15 protein-coding genes are annotated in these 16557 nt (G+C 34.8%); 5 read left to right on the forward strand and 10 right to left on the reverse strand.

The window, feature by feature from the left end; translation table 11 throughout:
* Positions 1-92 precede the first annotated feature (92 nt).
* The gene (locus tag NEF87_RS08025) at positions 93-821 is read left to right on the forward strand and encodes a hypothetical protein (protein WP_457919368.1); all 729 of its coding nucleotides are present in this window, start codon (positions 93-95) and stop codon (positions 819-821) included.
* On the opposite strand, the gene NEF87_RS08030 is transcribed toward NEF87_RS08025, so the two are convergent.
* The gene (locus NEF87_RS08030) at positions 818-1642 is read right to left on the reverse strand and encodes an MBL fold metallo-hydrolase (RefSeq protein WP_457919369.1); all 825 of its coding nucleotides are present in this window, start codon (positions 1640-1642) and stop codon (positions 818-820) included. The two genes, NEF87_RS08025 and NEF87_RS08030, sit on opposite strands and share 4 nt — an antisense overlap.
* A 54-nt stretch (positions 1643-1696) precedes the next feature.
* On the opposite strand from NEF87_RS08030, the gene NEF87_RS08035 reads away from it, so the two are divergent.
* Positions 1697-2506, forward strand: coding sequence for a class I SAM-dependent methyltransferase (locus tag NEF87_RS08035; RefSeq protein WP_457919370.1), 810 nt, complete (start codon positions 1697-1699; stop codon positions 2504-2506).
* 111 nt (positions 2507-2617) lie between these two features.
* Positions 2618-3676 carry an aminoglycoside phosphotransferase family protein gene (locus tag NEF87_RS08040; protein WP_457919371.1) on the forward strand — a complete coding sequence of 353 codons (1059 nt, stop codon included), beginning with the start codon at positions 2618-2620 and terminating at the stop codon, positions 3674-3676.
* Here NEF87_RS08040 and NEF87_RS08045 read toward each other — a convergent pair.
* The 9 genes from NEF87_RS08045 to NEF87_RS08085 form a co-directional block, all read right to left on the reverse strand.
* Complete coding sequence (locus NEF87_RS08045) at positions 3652-4266, reverse strand: class I SAM-dependent methyltransferase (protein WP_457919372.1); 615 nt, start codon at positions 4264-4266, stop codon at positions 3652-3654. The genes NEF87_RS08040 and NEF87_RS08045 overlap by 25 nt on opposite strands.
* Before the next feature lie 336 nt (positions 4267-4602).
* Positions 4603-5838, reverse strand: coding sequence for an LL-diaminopimelate aminotransferase (locus NEF87_RS08050; protein ID WP_457919373.1), 1236 nt, complete (start codon positions 5836-5838; stop codon positions 4603-4605).
* A 14-nt stretch (positions 5839-5852) separates the two neighbouring features.
* Complete coding sequence (locus NEF87_RS08055; protein WP_457919374.1) at positions 5853-7316, reverse strand: aspartate kinase; 1464 nt, start codon at positions 7314-7316, stop codon at positions 5853-5855.
* Positions 7310-8206, reverse strand: coding sequence for a diaminopimelate epimerase (gene dapF / locus NEF87_RS08060; protein ID WP_457919375.1), 897 nt, complete (start codon positions 8204-8206; stop codon positions 7310-7312). Before dapF ends, NEF87_RS08055 begins: the two co-directional genes overlap by 7 nt.
* Complete coding sequence (gene lysA / locus NEF87_RS08065) at positions 8199-9542, reverse strand: diaminopimelate decarboxylase (RefSeq protein WP_457919376.1); 1344 nt, start codon at positions 9540-9542, stop codon at positions 8199-8201. Before lysA ends, dapF begins: the two co-directional genes overlap by 8 nt.
* Positions 9543-9552: 10 nt before the next feature.
* Positions 9553-10392 (reverse strand): 4-hydroxy-tetrahydrodipicolinate reductase, encoded by an 840-nt coding sequence (dapB, locus tag NEF87_RS08070; protein WP_457919377.1) that lies wholly within the window; start codon positions 10390-10392, stop codon positions 9553-9555.
* 17 nt (positions 10393-10409) lie between these two features.
* Positions 10410-11324, reverse strand: coding sequence for a 4-hydroxy-tetrahydrodipicolinate synthase (gene dapA, locus NEF87_RS08075; protein WP_457919378.1), 915 nt, complete (start codon positions 11322-11324; stop codon positions 10410-10412).
* A gap of 14 nt (positions 11325-11338) precedes the next feature.
* A complete protein-coding gene (gene asd, locus NEF87_RS08080) occupies positions 11339-12409 on the reverse strand; it encodes an aspartate-semialdehyde dehydrogenase (RefSeq protein WP_457919379.1) in 1071 nt (356 codons plus the stop codon).
* A gap of 787 nt (positions 12410-13196) precedes the next feature.
* Positions 13197-14006, reverse strand: a complete 810-nt coding sequence (locus NEF87_RS08085; RefSeq protein WP_457919380.1) for a class I SAM-dependent methyltransferase — start codon at positions 14004-14006, stop codon at positions 13197-13199.
* Between the two features lie 118 nt (positions 14007-14124).
* Here NEF87_RS08085 and NEF87_RS08090 point away from each other — a divergent pair, with 118 nt between their 5' ends.
* Together NEF87_RS08090 and NEF87_RS08095 are read left to right on the forward strand one after the other, a co-directional pair.
* A complete protein-coding gene (locus NEF87_RS08090) occupies positions 14125-14481 on the forward strand; it encodes an ArsR/SmtB family transcription factor (protein ID WP_457919381.1) in 357 nt (118 codons plus the stop codon).
* Positions 14478-16523, forward strand: a complete 2046-nt coding sequence (locus NEF87_RS08095) for a heavy metal translocating P-type ATPase (protein WP_457919382.1) — start codon at positions 14478-14480, stop codon at positions 16521-16523. The genes NEF87_RS08090 and NEF87_RS08095 overlap by 4 nt, the downstream gene beginning before the upstream one ends.
* The last annotated feature ends 34 nt before the right edge of the window (positions 16524-16557 follow it).

Below are 16557 nucleotides of genomic sequence, written 5' to 3' on the forward strand. Positions count from 1 at the left end.
AATATTTAAATATTTGGATTTACTTTCTATATCCAAATCGCATTTGATATTTTGCAAAAAATCAAAACCATATTAAAGGAGTCCATAAAAAAATGTCTGAAAGAACTAAAAAAAAATCAATTCATCAATTATTTACGAGTAAAATCAAATTCCGCATATATAACTTATTTGAAATATATCGAAAATTAACCTTACAAGAAATTGCAGATAAATTATCCCGAAATAAATCAAGCATTCACCCTCATATTCGTGATTTAATTGATCTCGGTATTTTGAAAGAACCCAAAATTGTCGATGAAAAACGAAATTTCATTTTAGAATTGACCGAGGATTATCAAAGCAAAATCGACACCATTGATAGTGAGATAGATCTTTCCAAAGGATTGACTTCTGATGCAATATCCCAAATTTCTCAAATGGGAGTGAAATGGATGAAAATAGAGAAGTCGCTCTTAGATGAACATATAGAGTTCACTAAAAAAATTCAAAAAATGAATCAAATTCCCAAAAATTTCGAGGAAGTTCACGACTTATGTCAAGATATCTTCAAATTTGAACAAGATTCCAAAGGACAAATTAAAACCAACGAAAATGGACTGCCATTGAATTCCTCAATTTCCAATAATTCCATCTATTACTTCGATGAAGAAACATACAAGGATTATCGAAAGGAATTATATAAGTTAGGTGCGAAATATGGAAAAATAATGGACCAAAAAAACGAAAGTGATCCGGATTTGCGACGTTCTGTATGTTTTATCGCCCACTCTATGCCGATTGAGAAAATCATTGAAGTGAATAATAGAAAAGATATCGATTAAATTTCAAAATATTCTAAGAAAGGAACATGCATTCCATCTTTTCCACCAATTACTTGGATTGCTGGTCCGACCGCTTTTTTAATCTTCTTAATTTGGTCATCAACCCGATCTCCAGAAATAGGGTTGATCATTTGAGCCCCAAAATGGATTAAAATGCATAATTTAGGGGAAATTTCTTTGAGTAAAGGGATAAACTCCTCTACACATAGGTGACCTCGACAAAAAGAATTGTCGGGACGCAGAACATTTGCAACTAAAACATCCACTCCTCTGTATAAGGAAGTATAACCTGGAAAATTGGCAGTATCTGAAGTAAATGCGATTTTAAAATCACGCTGAGGATATTTTAGAGAAAAAATAAATCCAACATTTTGTAGTTTTCCATGATTTGTTGGGACAGTCTTAATCGAAAAATCTTCCGTGATTAGATACTCATTACTATTATTAACTGAGATTATTGTTTGAAGTAAATTTTTGTAGTATGAATTTAATTCACCAGATTCAAGATATTCTGTTGGGGCTATAAGGCAACCCCTTGGTTCATGATATGCAAAATCCTTTTGAAGAGCTTCGATTATGATAGGAATGCTCATAGAATGATCAGTATGGGCATGTGTTAAGAAAATGTGAGTAGTTAACCTAGAATTAATTTTGTAATCCCGTAGGTCACGGATGGCTCCAGGTCCGGGGTCTAGATGGCATTGATATTTCCCATTAAATAATTTTAAAATGATCCCTCCAGTCGATCGAAGCTGGGTTGCTGCATGAAATCGCCCTCCAGCTGATCCCAAGATGATGATTTCATCCGAAATGCTTGTCATTGGATAAAAAATGAAGATCATTTTATTTAAATATGAGGAAAATCTGAATGGGATATGGATTTAAAAAAATATACTGAGATGAATAAGGAAGCTTGGAATGAAGTGCAACCCATTCACCAGGAAGGACGAAAAATAGATTTAAAGGTCGCCGTGAAAGATCCTAATTTCAACACTCTCGCTAAAGAGGAATTAGAGGGATTCACAAAAATTGGATTCAAGGGTAAAGAAATTGTGCACGTTTGTTGCAATAATGGAATTGAATTACTCTCCTTGGTGAAACTTGGGGCGAAAAGAGGTGTCGGTTACGATATTTCCGACAAATTCATTGCGGAAGCTAATCAATATGCCAACATTGCACAAGTGGATTGCAAGTATGTTCAAGCAGATGCTTATGATCTAACACCAAAAGAACACGGATTATTCGATATATTATATCTTTCCGTAGGGGCTTTATGCTGGATGCCAGATCTGAAGTTATTTTTTGAAAAATGTGCGTCTTTAATCAAACCAAGTGGACATATCTTTATTTTTGATTCTCATCCAGTTACGAGCATGATCGGTTTTGAAGGAGAAGAAGGATACAATCCAGAATATCCATTGAATCCAATCAATTCATACTTTAAAGATGATCCATGGATCGAAACTGATGGAATAGATTATATTGGAGGCACTGAATATAAATCTAAACCTATGGCGAGTTTTGCTTATAAAATGGGAGATATTATAAACAATCTTATAAATGCAGATATCGAAATCATGGAATTAAACGAATATGCAGAAGATATTGCAACAGTTTATGGCCACGTAAAAGATTTTAAAATATATCCTTTATGCTTCTCACTTATTGGCAAGAAGAAAGAGTAAAAAAAAACCAGATTTAGTTAATTTTTTTTAAAATTGAATTCCTTATAACAGGAGATATTTTTTATTACTTAACAATTAATATTTATGAGAACAGCTAAGAAACATGGTGTCATGATGAAGAACTTTGAACAGATAGATCCTTCGGAAATTGAAGATCCAGCGAGGAATCTTTTGAAAAAATTGGGAAAACAAATCGAATGTATTTCATTTTTAGGTAGAGGAGAATGTTCAGCAGTTTTTAAAATAGAAACTAAAGAAAAAGTCTACTGTTTGAAAACTGCCCTCTTTCCAGAACGAAAAAGAAAGGTGCTTAACGAAGCTAAAATTCGTGAAGATTTTATTTCAAAGGGATTGAAGTTTGTTCCTGCACCAGTATATAATGATGATACATTTTTTCCAAAAGGAGCAGTGTTATTTGATTTCATTGAAGGTGAGAATTCAAAATTTACATCTCCCCACCTAATTCAGCAGATGGCGAGACATTTAGCTTCAATTCACCAATTGCAATATGAAATAATACCCGATGGCATGGCACAAATGATGAATAACTACCAGAATTTAATAATAACATTTCATCACATTGAAACAGATTACCCATTTTTAATTAATCCCGATATAACACAAGCCTTTACTCAAGCTTTACAAGAATATAAAGAACTTCTTGTTAAAAATGGTAAATCCTTTCCTATCGGTCTCTCCGGGATCCTCCATGGAGATTTGAGCAACAATTTCATTACCGATCCCCAAGAAAAAATATGGTTAATTGATTGGGAAAATTCGGAATACGGGGATATCTTGGAAGAAATTAGTATGTTTTTATTCGATAATGAAATAGATGAACAGTTGCAAGAAATTTTCCTCGAAACCTATGCAAAAGCATTTCCTCCAGCATTGCAAGTAAATATGAAAATCCTCGCCCAATTTTATATTCAATTGGTTCCTGCCTTTAATGTATGTTATGGAATGGATCAATTAGCTACAAATTTAAAATATAATATGGAACCGGAACGAAAATTACGCGACATTGCACAATCAGCTAAGAATTGGGAATCGTTCTTTTCTCATTCCACTTGCAATTTGATAAAAAAAGGAATTTCCCAACTCATTCGAAAATTGGAAAAGGATTACCATCTCAATGTTCCACTTCAGGATTCTTTCTGGAAAAAATAATCAAGAAACCCATATTTATACGGTTGGTCAATATTTAATCGAGTAATATATTTTTGCTGTTTTTCTAATATTTTGACCCCAGAAAGCATAGCTTCGCATTCGTCTTCAGATAAAAGTGTATGGATTATATCATACCCATCCCCAGAAGAAACATACTCACCCGGTTCATCTTCAGTATCGGTCTTATGAATATCATCCTTAATATCAATGAAATTAATAAAACCTATCCCACCAGGTTTTAAAATTCGAATTATTTCATCTACAGCTTTTTTTATTTCGATTTTTTTCATATGAAAAATTGTATTATATGAATAAACTACATCAAAATGATTATCGGGATATGGAATTGACCGAATATCGGCTTTCTTAAAGTTTATTTCAATTTGATTCTTTTGAGCAAACTGGTGAGCTGATTGTAAAGCCTCGTCATCAGAATCGATTCCATATAATTCATAATCTTTATCACCAAAAAAGGCCAGTTTGGGGTAAGACCCTCCCGCCCCACAATCCAATACTTTTTTTCCCGCAGAATATTGCTCACAAAAATATAAAAGATCGATTAACTCAGTTGTGTATTGCTTACGATTCATGGTAGTCTCTCCAATTAGAATGTAATAATAATTCATTTAAAAAAGATCTTTTTGAATTGCTCATTCTAGATATGATAGACCCTCTTTTCATGAATAGAAACACTATTCAGAAATTAATTAAAAAAAATAAGGGGATATGAGAAAGTTAGGATTTCTTAATACCCTTTTGTCGGAGTTAAATTCCTGAATTCACATAGATTGAACAATATGACCAGTATTATGAAATATTTTTTAAACTAGCTATTCTTATGAGGGCATTTGATGATCGGAAAATGCACTATCCACCATTTAGTGCAATATATAGTCATAAAAGGCAAAATAAAAAAAAACAGAAGATTATGCATTAAAATCATAATTTTGAATCCTTTCGATGGCACATTGAGTATCTTTTTGACTACCAAATGCAGTTAAACGAAAATAACCTTCACCATTGGGTCCAAATCCAGAACCAGGAGTCCCAATAATATGCATTTGATGAAGAAAAAGATCAAATAACTCCCACGAACTTTTATCCTGAGGAGATTTCACCCATATATAAGGAGAGTTAATCCCACCATAAAACTCCAAACCAGCTTTATTTAAACCATCTCTAATTATCTGAGCATTGTGTTGATAATATTGGATATTGCGGAGTATTTCTTCAGAACCTTTTTGAGAATAAATGGCAGCGATCGCTTTTTGGACAGGATATGACACGCCATTGAATTTTGTGCAATGTCGTCGATTCCAAAGAGCATGGATAGAAAAATTCTTCTGATTGGAATCAAATCCCAGTAAATCCTTTGGAACAACTGTGAAAGCACATCGGGTACCAGTAAATCCCGCAGTTTTTGAAAAACTCCGAAATTCGATAGCCACTTTTTGGGCCTCTGGGATTTCATAGATCGAATGAGGAATTTGATCTTCGGTAATAAAACGTTCATATGCAGCATCAAATAATATAATAGCATTTTCCCGTAAGGCATAATCCACCCAACTTTTCATTTCTCCGTAATTCAATGCAGTTCCTGTCGGATTATTGGGAGAACAGAGATAAATTAGATCCACATGAAAAGCGGGTATTTCAGGCTTAAAAAGATTGGATTCATTGCAAGGGAGATATACAATATTTGAGTATTGTCCATGATTTGTGGGATCTCCAGCATTTCCCGCCATGACATTGGTGTCAACATAGACGGGATAACTTGGATCCGATATGGCTATTGTGTTTCTCCCGAAGATATCAAGAATATTACCAGTGTCACATTTTGATCCGTCCGATATAAAAATCTCATCAATTTGGATAGAAACTCCACGAGTGCGATATTCATGTTCCACAATTAACTCTCTGAGAAAAGCATATCCTTGTTCCGGCCCATACCCACGAAAAGTTGTCGCATCTGCCATTTCATCCACAGCATCATGAAAAGCTTTGATGACTGTAGGAGGGAGAGGAAGAGTTGTATCCCCAATCCCTAATTTGATAATAGGAGCTTTGGGATTTGCAGCAATAAAATCCCGCGTTTTTCGGGCGATATCAGAAAATAAATAATTTTTTTGCAATTTTAAATAGTTTTCATTTACTAAGACCATCTCATCTCATCTCCTCAATTTATCGAAATTCTCCGAAACTCTTCATTGATCGCATTAGCGACAATTTGAGTCTTTTCTGAAGGAACCACAAGGGATAAATTTATTCCGTCACTACTTTGAGCCACTGCCAATGCATGAACCCCAACTTTCTCTAGAGCTTGAAAAATGAGAATTTTATTTTTGGATAAATTGATATCTGTACCAATCACTGCAATCATACCAACAAGAGATTTTTCGAAGGTAAACCAATGGGAAAACCAAGAATCTTCTTCAAATAGGTGAAGGGATTTATCACCATCTTTAGATTCTACAATAAACGTCGTATTCACCTCTGATGACGACTGAGTGACCATAGACACATTGATATTATTTTGCCCCATTAAAGTAAAAATACGTCCTAAGACTCCAGGCACATCAACAAGTAGACCAGATGAAACGGTGACCATGGCCATCTCTTTAATGGCACTAACACCGGTAATTACTTGATCATTCGCCACATTTGAGATAGTAGAAAATTCCTGTTTGATAAATGGTCGTGTAAAATTACGGATTTGAATTTCGATTTTTTGATCTTCGATCAACGATAAACATTTGGGATGTAAAACTTTTGCTCCAAAGAAGGCCATCTCCTTGGCTTCCGAATAGCTCATTTGCTTGATAAGGTGAGGATTTTCAACTTGGTTGGGGTCCGCTGAGAGAATGCCTTGAACATCTTTCCATAAAATAATGGTGAGAGGAGTTTTCAGTAATTCAAATAGAGACCGAGCCACAATTGTTGCAGTAAAATCACTCCCCCCTCTACCTAAAGTGGTGGTATATCCATTTTTATTTCTTCCAATAAACCCAGTTATACAAATAATGGAATTTTGATCACTTTGCGAAATTAGGGGCAGAATTCGTTTTTGAAATCGTGGGATTGTACATTTTAAGTCTGGAAGCGCATTAGAATAATTATCATTGGTGATGATCAATTCTTCTCCTGAAAAGAAATGAGAAATTAACCCTTCTTTTTGAAGATAGAGGTGCAAAATGAAGGTACTGATTCTTTCCCCGAATGAGATTACATAATCTGAGAAATAAGGTTCCATCCCAAATTCAAGGATTTTTTCAAGCGTTTTATTCAATTCAGCGATTAAGCTGTTTAAGCACTCAATTGCTTCTTGTTCATATACAGGAAAATCATTAAAAAGTTCAAAGATTATTGATACATGAGATTCTTTCAGTTCATTCAAAATTTCTTGAACTGCACTTTGATCTTTTGATTTTGCATATAACGTTAGTTGAACCAGTTTTTCAGTAACCCCATTGAAGGCTGAAGCAATATAAAATTTCTGACTGGTGCTATAAAGCAATGAAATTTCACTGATTTTTCGAAAAGCATGACTATCGAGTAGGCAAGATCCCCCAAATTTCATTACAATGAGGGGAGATCTACTGCCAATTTCTGACATTTCTGATACATTTTGGGTTTCTAACATGTGATTTGTTCTCCTTTTTGAGTATTTTGAGACGGTAAGTCTGATGAATTATAATAAAAAAAGCCTGTGGAAACCATCGAATAAGGACCAGTTTTCCACACGCGATCTAAAGATTCAGTTGTTTCTAAGATTAAATCCCCCCCTTTGAGATGAATGAGGACTTTTTTGTCAAGTAAACCAAGAAGATTTCCCGCTGTGATTGCAGCAGCAGCACCGGTTCCACATGCCCATGTTTCTCCCGCACCTCTCTCCCAGACACGCAAGTTTATTTCTTCGGGTGAGATTATTTCAATGAATTCCGAATTAATTCGGTTAGGAAAATAGGCATGGGTTTCCAAGGCTGGTCCAATTAGTTCTAAATTTAGGGAATTAACATCCGTTACGACATAAACGGCATGTGGATTTCCCATTGATACCGCAGTGAATCGACCTTTAAAATGGGAAGTAGAAATGGGATGATCCACCACAGTTTCAGAATCAATATGAACAGGAATATTAATTGATTCTAATATTGGGCAGCCCATATCAACCCGTACCATTGTATTTTCAAACATCTCAATGCCTATGATCCCAGCAAGAGTCTCGATATTGAATTTTCTCTGTGATACAAGATTGTTTTCAAAAGCATATCCAGCAACGCATCTAACGGCATTTCCACACATTTCCGCTTCACTTCCATCACTATTAAACATCCGCATTTTTATTTCTACTTTGATGCTGGGACAAATGAGAACTAAACCATCCCCACCAATCCCATAATGACGGTGGCTAATTTTTTGAGCCAAGTCTGGTAGGTCAATTTTATTAACAGAAAAATCGAAAGTGTTTATATATACATAATCATTTCCAATTCCATGCATTTTAATGAACGGTATAGGCTGGCTAGTCATGATTTTCAACACCTCCTGCAATTTTTAATCGATCAGGAATAATTTGATGGAGAAGTAGATCATCAAAAGATTCCCGTTCGCGAATGAGAATATTCGCATGCCCTCGTGAGATTAAAACTTCAGCGGATCTAGGTCTAGAGTTATATGTGGAACTCATAGAAAAACCGTAAGCTCCTGCATCCAAAATCGCCAAATAATCACGTTCCTCTAAATGAGAAAATTTACGATCTTTTCCCAATACATCCCCCGATTCACATAGTTGCCCTACAACATCTGCGATTATTGACTCATCTGACTCTGTTTTCAATAGGGAAACTATTTCATGATAGGATCCGTAGAGAACAGGTCGAATCAGAGTATTAAATCCAGCATCAATACCGATAAAATGACGAAATCCATTATTTTTGATAGTATTGACTTGGGAAAGAAGAATTGAGGCTTCGGAAGAAATATACCTCCCAGGTTCGATTGCGAGATAAGGAGTGCCCAAATTCATAGTTTCACACTCATATTGAAGCTTGCTGATTAGTAAATCGGCATATTTTTCTATGGATAAGGGATTCTCAGAATCCCGATAAGGAATCCCAATTCCCCCACCAAAGTCCAGAAATTCAAAAGTGATGTCTAGTTCTTCAACTACACTACGGATAATTTGGAAATATTTATCTAATGCTTTTTTAAAAGATGTGATGTTCAAAATACCAGATCCTATATGCATATGGGCCCCAAATTGCGTAAATCCACATTCTTTCGCGATTTTAAAAGCTTCAATTACTTGAGGTTCAAAAATTCCGAATTTTATCGTTTTTCCAGCGGTAATACAATGATCATGATGGCCATCTCCAAATTCAGGATTAATTCGAAATGAGAGAATGGGAAGTTGTTGATTGCTATTTCCACAGAGTTTTTTCAAGCGATGTATATGCGAAATAGCATCAAGATTAATCATTATATTATTATCTAAGGCATATTGCATTTCCTCATCGGTCCAATTATTTCCAGTTTGCATGATCCTATCTGAAGTAAAACCAGATTTTTTTGTAAGAAAAACTTCTCCAGAAGATACAGCATCCACATATGCCCCTTCTTCTTCTAAAATCCGCAACACTGAAAGATTTGAATTTGATTTAACAGCATAATGTATCCGAACTTTTGAATAACGATTACTAAAAATGTTATGTATTGTGCGATACCTTTTTCGAATTAAATCTTCATTCACAACATAGAGAGGAGTCCCATAAGTTTGTGCTAATTCGGTAAGGGACTGATCTCCACAGTATAATTGTTGATTACGATATTCTAAATCTTTTAATTTAAGCCAGTTGTCATTTACCATTTCTATCATCCTAGATTTGTTTTAGACCAAGTACATCATCCATTGAAAAAATAACACCCTCAGATCGATGTGCGTTTAAAAAAGTGGCAGCAACTAAAGATCCTTTTGCATATCCTTCACGATTATGGGCACGATGAGTGAGTTCTATCCGTTCACCCGGACCAGCAAAAAGAACTGTGTGTTCCCCAATGATATCTCCAGCTCGAATAGAATGAAAACCGATTTCTGCATTACTAGATTTGCGTAAAGTTTTTCCTTCTCTCCCATAAATAGCAGCGGAATTAAATTCCGCATCAATTTTTTCAGCAATTTTATTCCCTAAAGTCAAAGCAGTCCCACTTGGCGAATCCACTTTATTACGGTGATGGGTTTCAAGAATTTCAACATCCCAAGATTTTGTAAAGGACGCAATCAATTCAGCAACGTGAAAAAAAACATTAACTCCACGCAACATGTTGGAAGCAATTACGCAAGAGCACAGTTGGTGTTCACTTAATGATTTCAAACGATCGATATTTTGAGCAGATATCCCAGTAGTACCAATCACGCATGGAATACCTCTATTTAAAGCCATGGAACAATTCTTAATCGTCGCTTCCGGAGAAGAAAAATCAATGACAATATCTACAGGATGTTCATGCAACCATGCTTCCACAACCGCAGCATCTTGTAATATTACCCCGATTTTGCCTTTTCCAATTAAGAATCCAATATCAACATTCAAATTTACGGATGAAGAGGCCGCAAAAGATCCAACGAGTTGAAATTGTGGATCATTAATAATTTGATTTGATATTAACAACCCCATCCTCCCATCTCCTCCAAAAATAGCCACTTTTAATTGAGTCATATTTATTTCCTCTGAGATCATTTTTGGTTTATTTGCAATGACAAATTCTCTAAAGTGCTTCGCATGATCGTTTTCGAAGAAGGTTCAAGCCCCACTAAAGGTAAACGCACCCTTGAAGACATTAAATTTAAAATTTCCGCACCGTATTTTGCGGGAGCAGGATTGGTCTCAATAAAGAGATTATGGAACAAATCTTGGAGCAAATTATGTTCAATTCTCGCTTCAGACCATTGATTATTTGTCATGAGTTGAACAAATTGGACCATTCTTTCTGGAATTAAGTTCGATGCTACACTTATTACCCCTTTACCCCCAGATTTCATGATCTCGTAGGTTAAGCTATCATCTCCACTTAATACTACAAAATTATCATGAGTAAGGTTGATCACTTTTTGAATTTGAGCCAAATTACCACTGGCGGCTTTATAACCAATAATGTTTGCATAATCTTCACTGAGTGATTGAACTGTTTGGGGAAGAATATTCCCACCAGTTCTCCCGGGACAATTATAAACCACTATTGGAATATTAATCTCACTTGCAATTGCAGCATAATGAGCATACAGACCTTTTTGGGTGGGTTTGTTATAATAGGGTGTAATCAATAAAACACCATCGACACCCATTCGTTCAGCATGCCGGCTTAAGCTAATAGCTTCTTTTGTATTATTACTACCAGCTCCTGCTAAGACGAAAGGTTTTTCATTGGATCTTTGAGCTTCTTCAACACACCAACGAATTACATTTTCATGTTCCTGATGAGACATCGTTGCTGATTCACCAGTTGTTCCACATGGAACTAGTCCGCAGCCTGCTCGAATCTGTCTTCGGATAAAATTTCTGTAAGTAGATTTGCATAAATCCCCATCGTCATCCATAGGACTAATTAGAGCGGAAAAGGCTCCATTTAATTTAGATATGTTTAAATTCATTTTTTTCACCTATTTCATATATAATTTTTAGCTGTGAGATATTCAGCACTTAAAACTCCCCCTCGTCCAGCACCAAGCTCTGTGTTATGAGAGAGAACAGTAAATTTGAAACCATTTTCAAAAACAGTTTGTTCAATTCCTCCAACGAATGTAATCATTCCATTTGTTGATGAATTTTTCAAATCAATACGAGGTTGGGGACGATATGGGCTATTGTCTGTAAAAACTTTAATTGGAAATTCTGGAGCGTTGGGAAGGTTTAAACCGTCCGTTTGTCCACGATAGTTTTGCAATAAGTGGGTTATTTCTTCAACTGTTGTTTGTTGTTCAGTTTGAATGAAGACAGATTCAAGATGACCATCTACAACAGGAACTCGATTACATTTTGCATCTAGCGGAAAAGATGGTTCTTCAAGATTTCCAGCAGATAAATTGGCAAATATTTTTTTTACTTCTCGGATAACTTTTCCTTCCTCATTGGGAATATGTGGAACTACATTACCCAGAATGTCATAGGACGGTACCCCCGGATATCCTCCTCCACTGATTGCTTGCATCGACACAGCATGCATCGATTTCAGTCCAAAATTTTCAAAAATAGGGTAGGAAGAAATTGCGAGACCCACTGTAGTGCAATTAGGTCCTGGGCATACAAAACCATTCCAGTTTCTTTGTTTTTTCTGTTCATCAAATATACGGAAGTGTTCCCCATTGACGAAAGGAAGGAAGATTGGAACATCAGGTTGATATCGATAAAAGGATGCAGTAGATATAACAGGGATATGCAGAGCTATTTTACCTTCAATTGATTCGGCTACATCCCCCGGCACTGCAGAAAATACAACGTCAATATTTTCATAATCAATATCTTCAATGGGTTTAATTTTCATGTTTAAAATCTTCTCACTCGTTCGATAGGAAGAAAAACCTCGACGTTTTTCCCTATAAGTAAAACCGGCACTACTAAAGCCATGCAAGGATTCAATTGAAAACCACGGATGGTTATCTAAAGCTTCGACAAACTGTTGTCCGGCCATTCCGGTACAAGCAACAATAGCAACTTTTTTTTGTGGAATAGTTATCATCTCTTTTATGAAATTTCTTCCTGAGAATCAAACCAAGTCTGCTCGCATGATTAATCTATTGCGTATATCGCACCAAAAAGAAGTCCTGTAAAAATTTTATTAATCTCTGATTAATTTCTCATCTCTGATGCGATACCGAATTTTCTATGCTAATCGGCACTTCTTCTTTTGCATAGTAACCTTCATAGACTTAACCATAGCAAAAGTGCCCATTTGTGACCCATTTGGGGTCCATAGATTATTTTCGATAGACATCATCAGACTCAGCTAATAAATTCTTATTACAGGTAGTAATTTGCAATTTGATCTAAACTTAGATCATTATGTATTAATAGGGAGACCGCAGTATTTAAATCACTTCATTCCTCTGTGGAATAAGAATATTCATACACCAAACAATAGTTTATGAAAATATCTGAATTTATAATTGAAGATAACCGCTGTTAATTTGAGATTGTCTGAAATATACTTACCACTAGAAAAATTTCATTCTTAAAATTGGATATGATCGCCCAGCAATATTCAGAGCGATAAAATGAGTTGCGAGATATTCTGTTGCGAATTGTCCAATACTTTAGAATGAAAAAGACATCTTAGTCTTCTTCAGCCCCTTCTTCATTGGCTTCTTCTTAGTAAGTAAAGAACAGAGAGAATAATAGATAACTCGCATGATACTGAACTAAAAAAAATCTGCTTTGCATATATAATTTTTGTCATATTTGAGATATCAATGGGAATAATAGGAGAAATAAAATTGAGATTAAAAAATAATTAAGGAAAAAATCAATTACTTTGTTGCAATTAACATTCCAGATTTGCCAGTAAATGTGAATTTTCCACGACTGTCAATAATATCTACGATTTCTTGCTTGATTTTGGGCTCAAACAAAGGATATTGGGGATAATATTCTGGAGACATCGTACTTCTAATATAAGCCATTAAAGAATCTAAATTATCTTCTGTAATAATGACTTTATTTGAATAGTTTTCAATTTTGACCGACTCAAATTTCGATTTCAGCTTAAATAATCCAGATCGCATCAGAAAATCGCTGAAATTTTTGCTAAATCGGTCTACTTTGAGATTGAATTCTGTTAGAATTTTATATAGATCGTTTAAATGATCTTCGTAAATCGTTGTAGCATACAGTTTTCCATTTGGTTTCAACGTCCGATAAATTTCATCAATAGCCCCATCAAGATCTGGAACATGATAAAGCATATGAAAAGCAAGGATATTATCGAAAGTCTCATCAGGAAATGGAATGGATTGTGCATTAATTTGTTGGAATGAAAATAAATCACTTTTATTTCTCAAATTTTGTTTGAGCACATCTAACATACCCCCAGAAAAATCGGATAGTATGATTGAATCTACTTGAGGTAAGTTACTTAAATTTTCAAGCCATAGTTTTCCCGTTCCAGATCCTAATTCCAATATTTTTCCTTTTAGAGGAAATTTGATATTAGAAAAAATCCATTTTGAAATTGGAGTTTTATTGAGACCATAGTCCCAGATATTTATTCGGGTTTGAAGATTAGTATCATTACCATATTGATCATGCGCATAATTTTCTATTTCTGTTGGGTTTTTCATTTTAATTATTCCTTATATGAGTTTTTTCTATAAATATTTTACTTGATTTCTATTTCTCAGAAAATAGTTAAAAAAAATTTGAAGTAAATTTAATAGTTAAAATTAATTTTAACTATTTATGCCGTTATCATCACAAGTTGCGGATTTTTTTGCAACATTGGGAGATCACACTAGAATCAAAATTTTAGGAATGGTTTATGCTTATCCATTAACAGTAAATGAAATAAGTGAACGTTTAGGTGATATGAGCCTCCCGGCACTTTCATATCAATTACGAAAATTAGAAGAACAGCATCTAATAAAATTTGAAAAAGATCCAAAAGATGGTCGTCGAAAATTAGTTTATTTAGCCGATAAACACGTAACGCACATACTGAATGATGCTATCGTTCATTTAAAGGGCGGAAAAGAATGTGAAGGAAATCTAGAATGCGACGATACAGATAATTTAAAATTATTGATGGTGACACAATGAAAAATACAGCCAATACAAATACATTCATGGTAGAAACAGCAAAAGATGATATTATTCATGTTATTCAGGCTTGCGATGATGATGATGATCAGTGCAGTTGTACTTCGGGATGTGCATGTAGCCAAGTTTCTTTGCAAATCGAAGCACCAGAAAAATATAATTGGAAGAAAAGGATGGTGCCCTTCACAATCTCTTTCATTCTGGCAATTCTCGGGTTCATTCTTGAAAAATTATCTTCCAATCAAAATTTAAATATTGTTTATTACACAATTTTTACAGTTAGCTATGGTTTCGCCGCGTATAATGTATTTATTAACGTATTTAAAAATTTAAGAATAAAAACAATTTTTGATGAAAATTTTTTGATGATTATCGCATCTGTTGGAGCTATTTTCACCAATAATTTCTTAGAAGCCATTGCAGTAATGTTATTTTATAAACTAGGAGAAATTGTGGAAGGATACGGAGTATTTAAATCTAAGAAATCCATCCAATCACTCCTAGAAAATCAACCGGAAATTGCTCATGTTAAAATAGGTGATAAAATTATTGATAAATCACCTAAGGAAGTCCATATTGGTGATATCTTATTAGTAAAACCTGGAGAAAAAGTACCATTGGATGGGCTTATGAAATCAAAATATTCCAGGTTTGACACATCAGTTCTTACGGGAGAATCTATTCCACGAAAAATTATGGAAAATGAACCAATTTTATCTGGAATGGTCAACCTTAGCAATCTTGTTGAAATTGAAGTCAATAAGTCTTTTGAAAACTCAACCATTGCCCGTATTATGGATTTAGTCCAGAATGCAGAATCAAATAAATCCCAAACTGAAAAATTTACCAAAAAATTTGCGAAGTACTATACACCAATTGTGGTTATTGCAGCCGTCTTACTTGCAATAATACCACCACTCGTTATTTCATCAGCAATATTTAGCGAATGGCTATATCGAGCAATGATATTTTTAGTCATCTCTTGCCCATGTGCTTTAGTAATTTCGGTTCCATTAACTTATTTTGGAGGAATTGGAGGTGCTTCTCGACATGGAATCCTTATCAAAGGCACTCAACATCTGGAAACCTTAGTTAAATTAGATACAATTGTGTTTGACAAAACAGGAACAATTACAAAGGGAAATTTCACAGTCTCGGATATAGTTCCGCTAGATGGCTTCGGATCTGAAGCTTTTCTCGAGTTAGTTGCATCGATTGAAGCATACTCCAATCATCCAATTGCTTCTTCCATCATCAATTTTTATGGAAAAGAAAATTTAACAAATTCGCCTTATAAAATTGAAAATTTCAAAGAAATTCCAGCCTTAGGTATTGTTGCAACAATTGATGGGAAAAAAATTATTGCTGGAAATGATAAAATTTTGCATGAATTTAATACTCCACACCATCATGATTATTGCAAAATCACAGGAACAATAGTGCATGTTAGCTTTGACAATAAATATCTAGGGTATTTAAGAATATCTGATGAAATCAAAGATGATTCGGTTGTAGCATTTTCAAACTTGCGAAAATTGGGCATCCAAAAAATGGTAATTCTTTCGGGGGATGAAGAAACAATTGTACGAGAATTGGCTCAAGAATTAAAGTTGGATGGATATTTCGCAGGATTAATGCCGGATGAAAAAGTAGAACAATTTGAACGGTTAAAAACAAGCAAGAACAAAGTCGCATATGTTGGTGATGGGATAAATGATGCTCCAGTAATTGCACGAGCCGATGTGGGATTCGCAATGGGAGGTTTTGGATCAGATGCCGCGATTGAATCTGCAGATGTGGTCTTGATGACAGATGCTATGACCAAAATAGGTGAGACCATTCAAATTGCGAAACGAACCCGCATCATCAATTGGCAGAACATTTTCTTAATCTTCTTGGTGAAGGGAGTCTTCTTATTACTTGGAGCCTTGGGATTAATGACCATGTGGGGAGCAGTGTTTGCTGATGTCGGAATGGCTCTTATTGCCATCATCAATTCACGACGAATGTTGAAATTCAATCCCATCCCATATAAGAAATAACAATCACCTTTTTTTTTCTATTTTCATTTAGCAA

This window comes from Candidatus Lokiarchaeum ossiferum, from assembly GCA_025839675.1.
In the GTDB taxonomy this organism is placed as follows: domain Archaea; phylum Asgardarchaeota; class Lokiarchaeia; order Sigyniarchaeales; family Promethearchaeaceae; genus Lokiarchaeum; species Lokiarchaeum ossiferum.

Excerpts from the sequence above, each read along its gene's own strand:
- NEF87_RS08025 (WP_457919368.1), top strand. The coding sequence starts at position 93 with ATGTCTGAAAGAACTAAAAAAAAATCAATTCATCAATTATTTACGAGT.
- NEF87_RS08030 (WP_457919369.1), bottom strand. The coding sequence starts at position 1,642 with ATGACAAGCATTTCGGATGAAATCATCATCTTGGGATCAGCTGGAGGG.
- NEF87_RS08035 (WP_457919370.1), top strand. The coding sequence starts at position 1,697 with ATGGATTTAAAAAAATATACTGAGATGAATAAGGAAGCTTGGAATGAA.
- NEF87_RS08040 (WP_457919371.1), top strand. The coding sequence starts at position 2,618 with ATGATGAAGAACTTTGAACAGATAGATCCTTCGGAAATTGAAGATCCA.
- NEF87_RS08045 (WP_457919372.1), bottom strand. The coding sequence starts at position 4,266 with ATGAATCGTAAGCAATACACAACTGAGTTAATCGATCTTTTATATTTT.
- NEF87_RS08050 (WP_457919373.1), bottom strand. The coding sequence starts at position 5,838 with ATGGTCTTAGTAAATGAAAACTATTTAAAATTGCAAAAAAATTATTTA.
- NEF87_RS08055 (WP_457919374.1), bottom strand. The coding sequence starts at position 7,316 with ATGTTAGAAACCCAAAATGTATCAGAAATGTCAGAAATTGGCAGTAGA.
- dapF (WP_457919375.1), bottom strand. The coding sequence starts at position 8,206 with ATGACTAGCCAGCCTATACCGTTCATTAAAATGCATGGAATTGGAAAT.
- lysA (WP_457919376.1), bottom strand. The coding sequence starts at position 9,542 with ATGGTAAATGACAACTGGCTTAAATTAAAAGATTTAGAATATCGTAAT.
- dapB (WP_457919377.1), bottom strand. The coding sequence starts at position 10,392 with ATGACTCAATTAAAAGTGGCTATTTTTGGAGGAGATGGGAGGATGGGG.
- dapA (WP_457919378.1), bottom strand. The coding sequence starts at position 11,324 with ATGAATTTAAACATATCTAAATTAAATGGAGCCTTTTCCGCTCTAATT.
- asd (WP_457919379.1), bottom strand. The coding sequence starts at position 12,409 with ATGATAACTATTCCACAAAAAAAAGTTGCTATTGTTGCTTGTACCGGA.
- NEF87_RS08085 (WP_457919380.1), bottom strand. The coding sequence starts at position 14,006 with ATGAAAAACCCAACAGAAATAGAAAATTATGCGCATGATCAATATGGT.
- NEF87_RS08090 (WP_457919381.1), top strand. The coding sequence starts at position 14,125 with ATGCCGTTATCATCACAAGTTGCGGATTTTTTTGCAACATTGGGAGAT.
- NEF87_RS08095 (WP_457919382.1), top strand. The coding sequence starts at position 14,478 with ATGAAAAATACAGCCAATACAAATACATTCATGGTAGAAACAGCAAAA.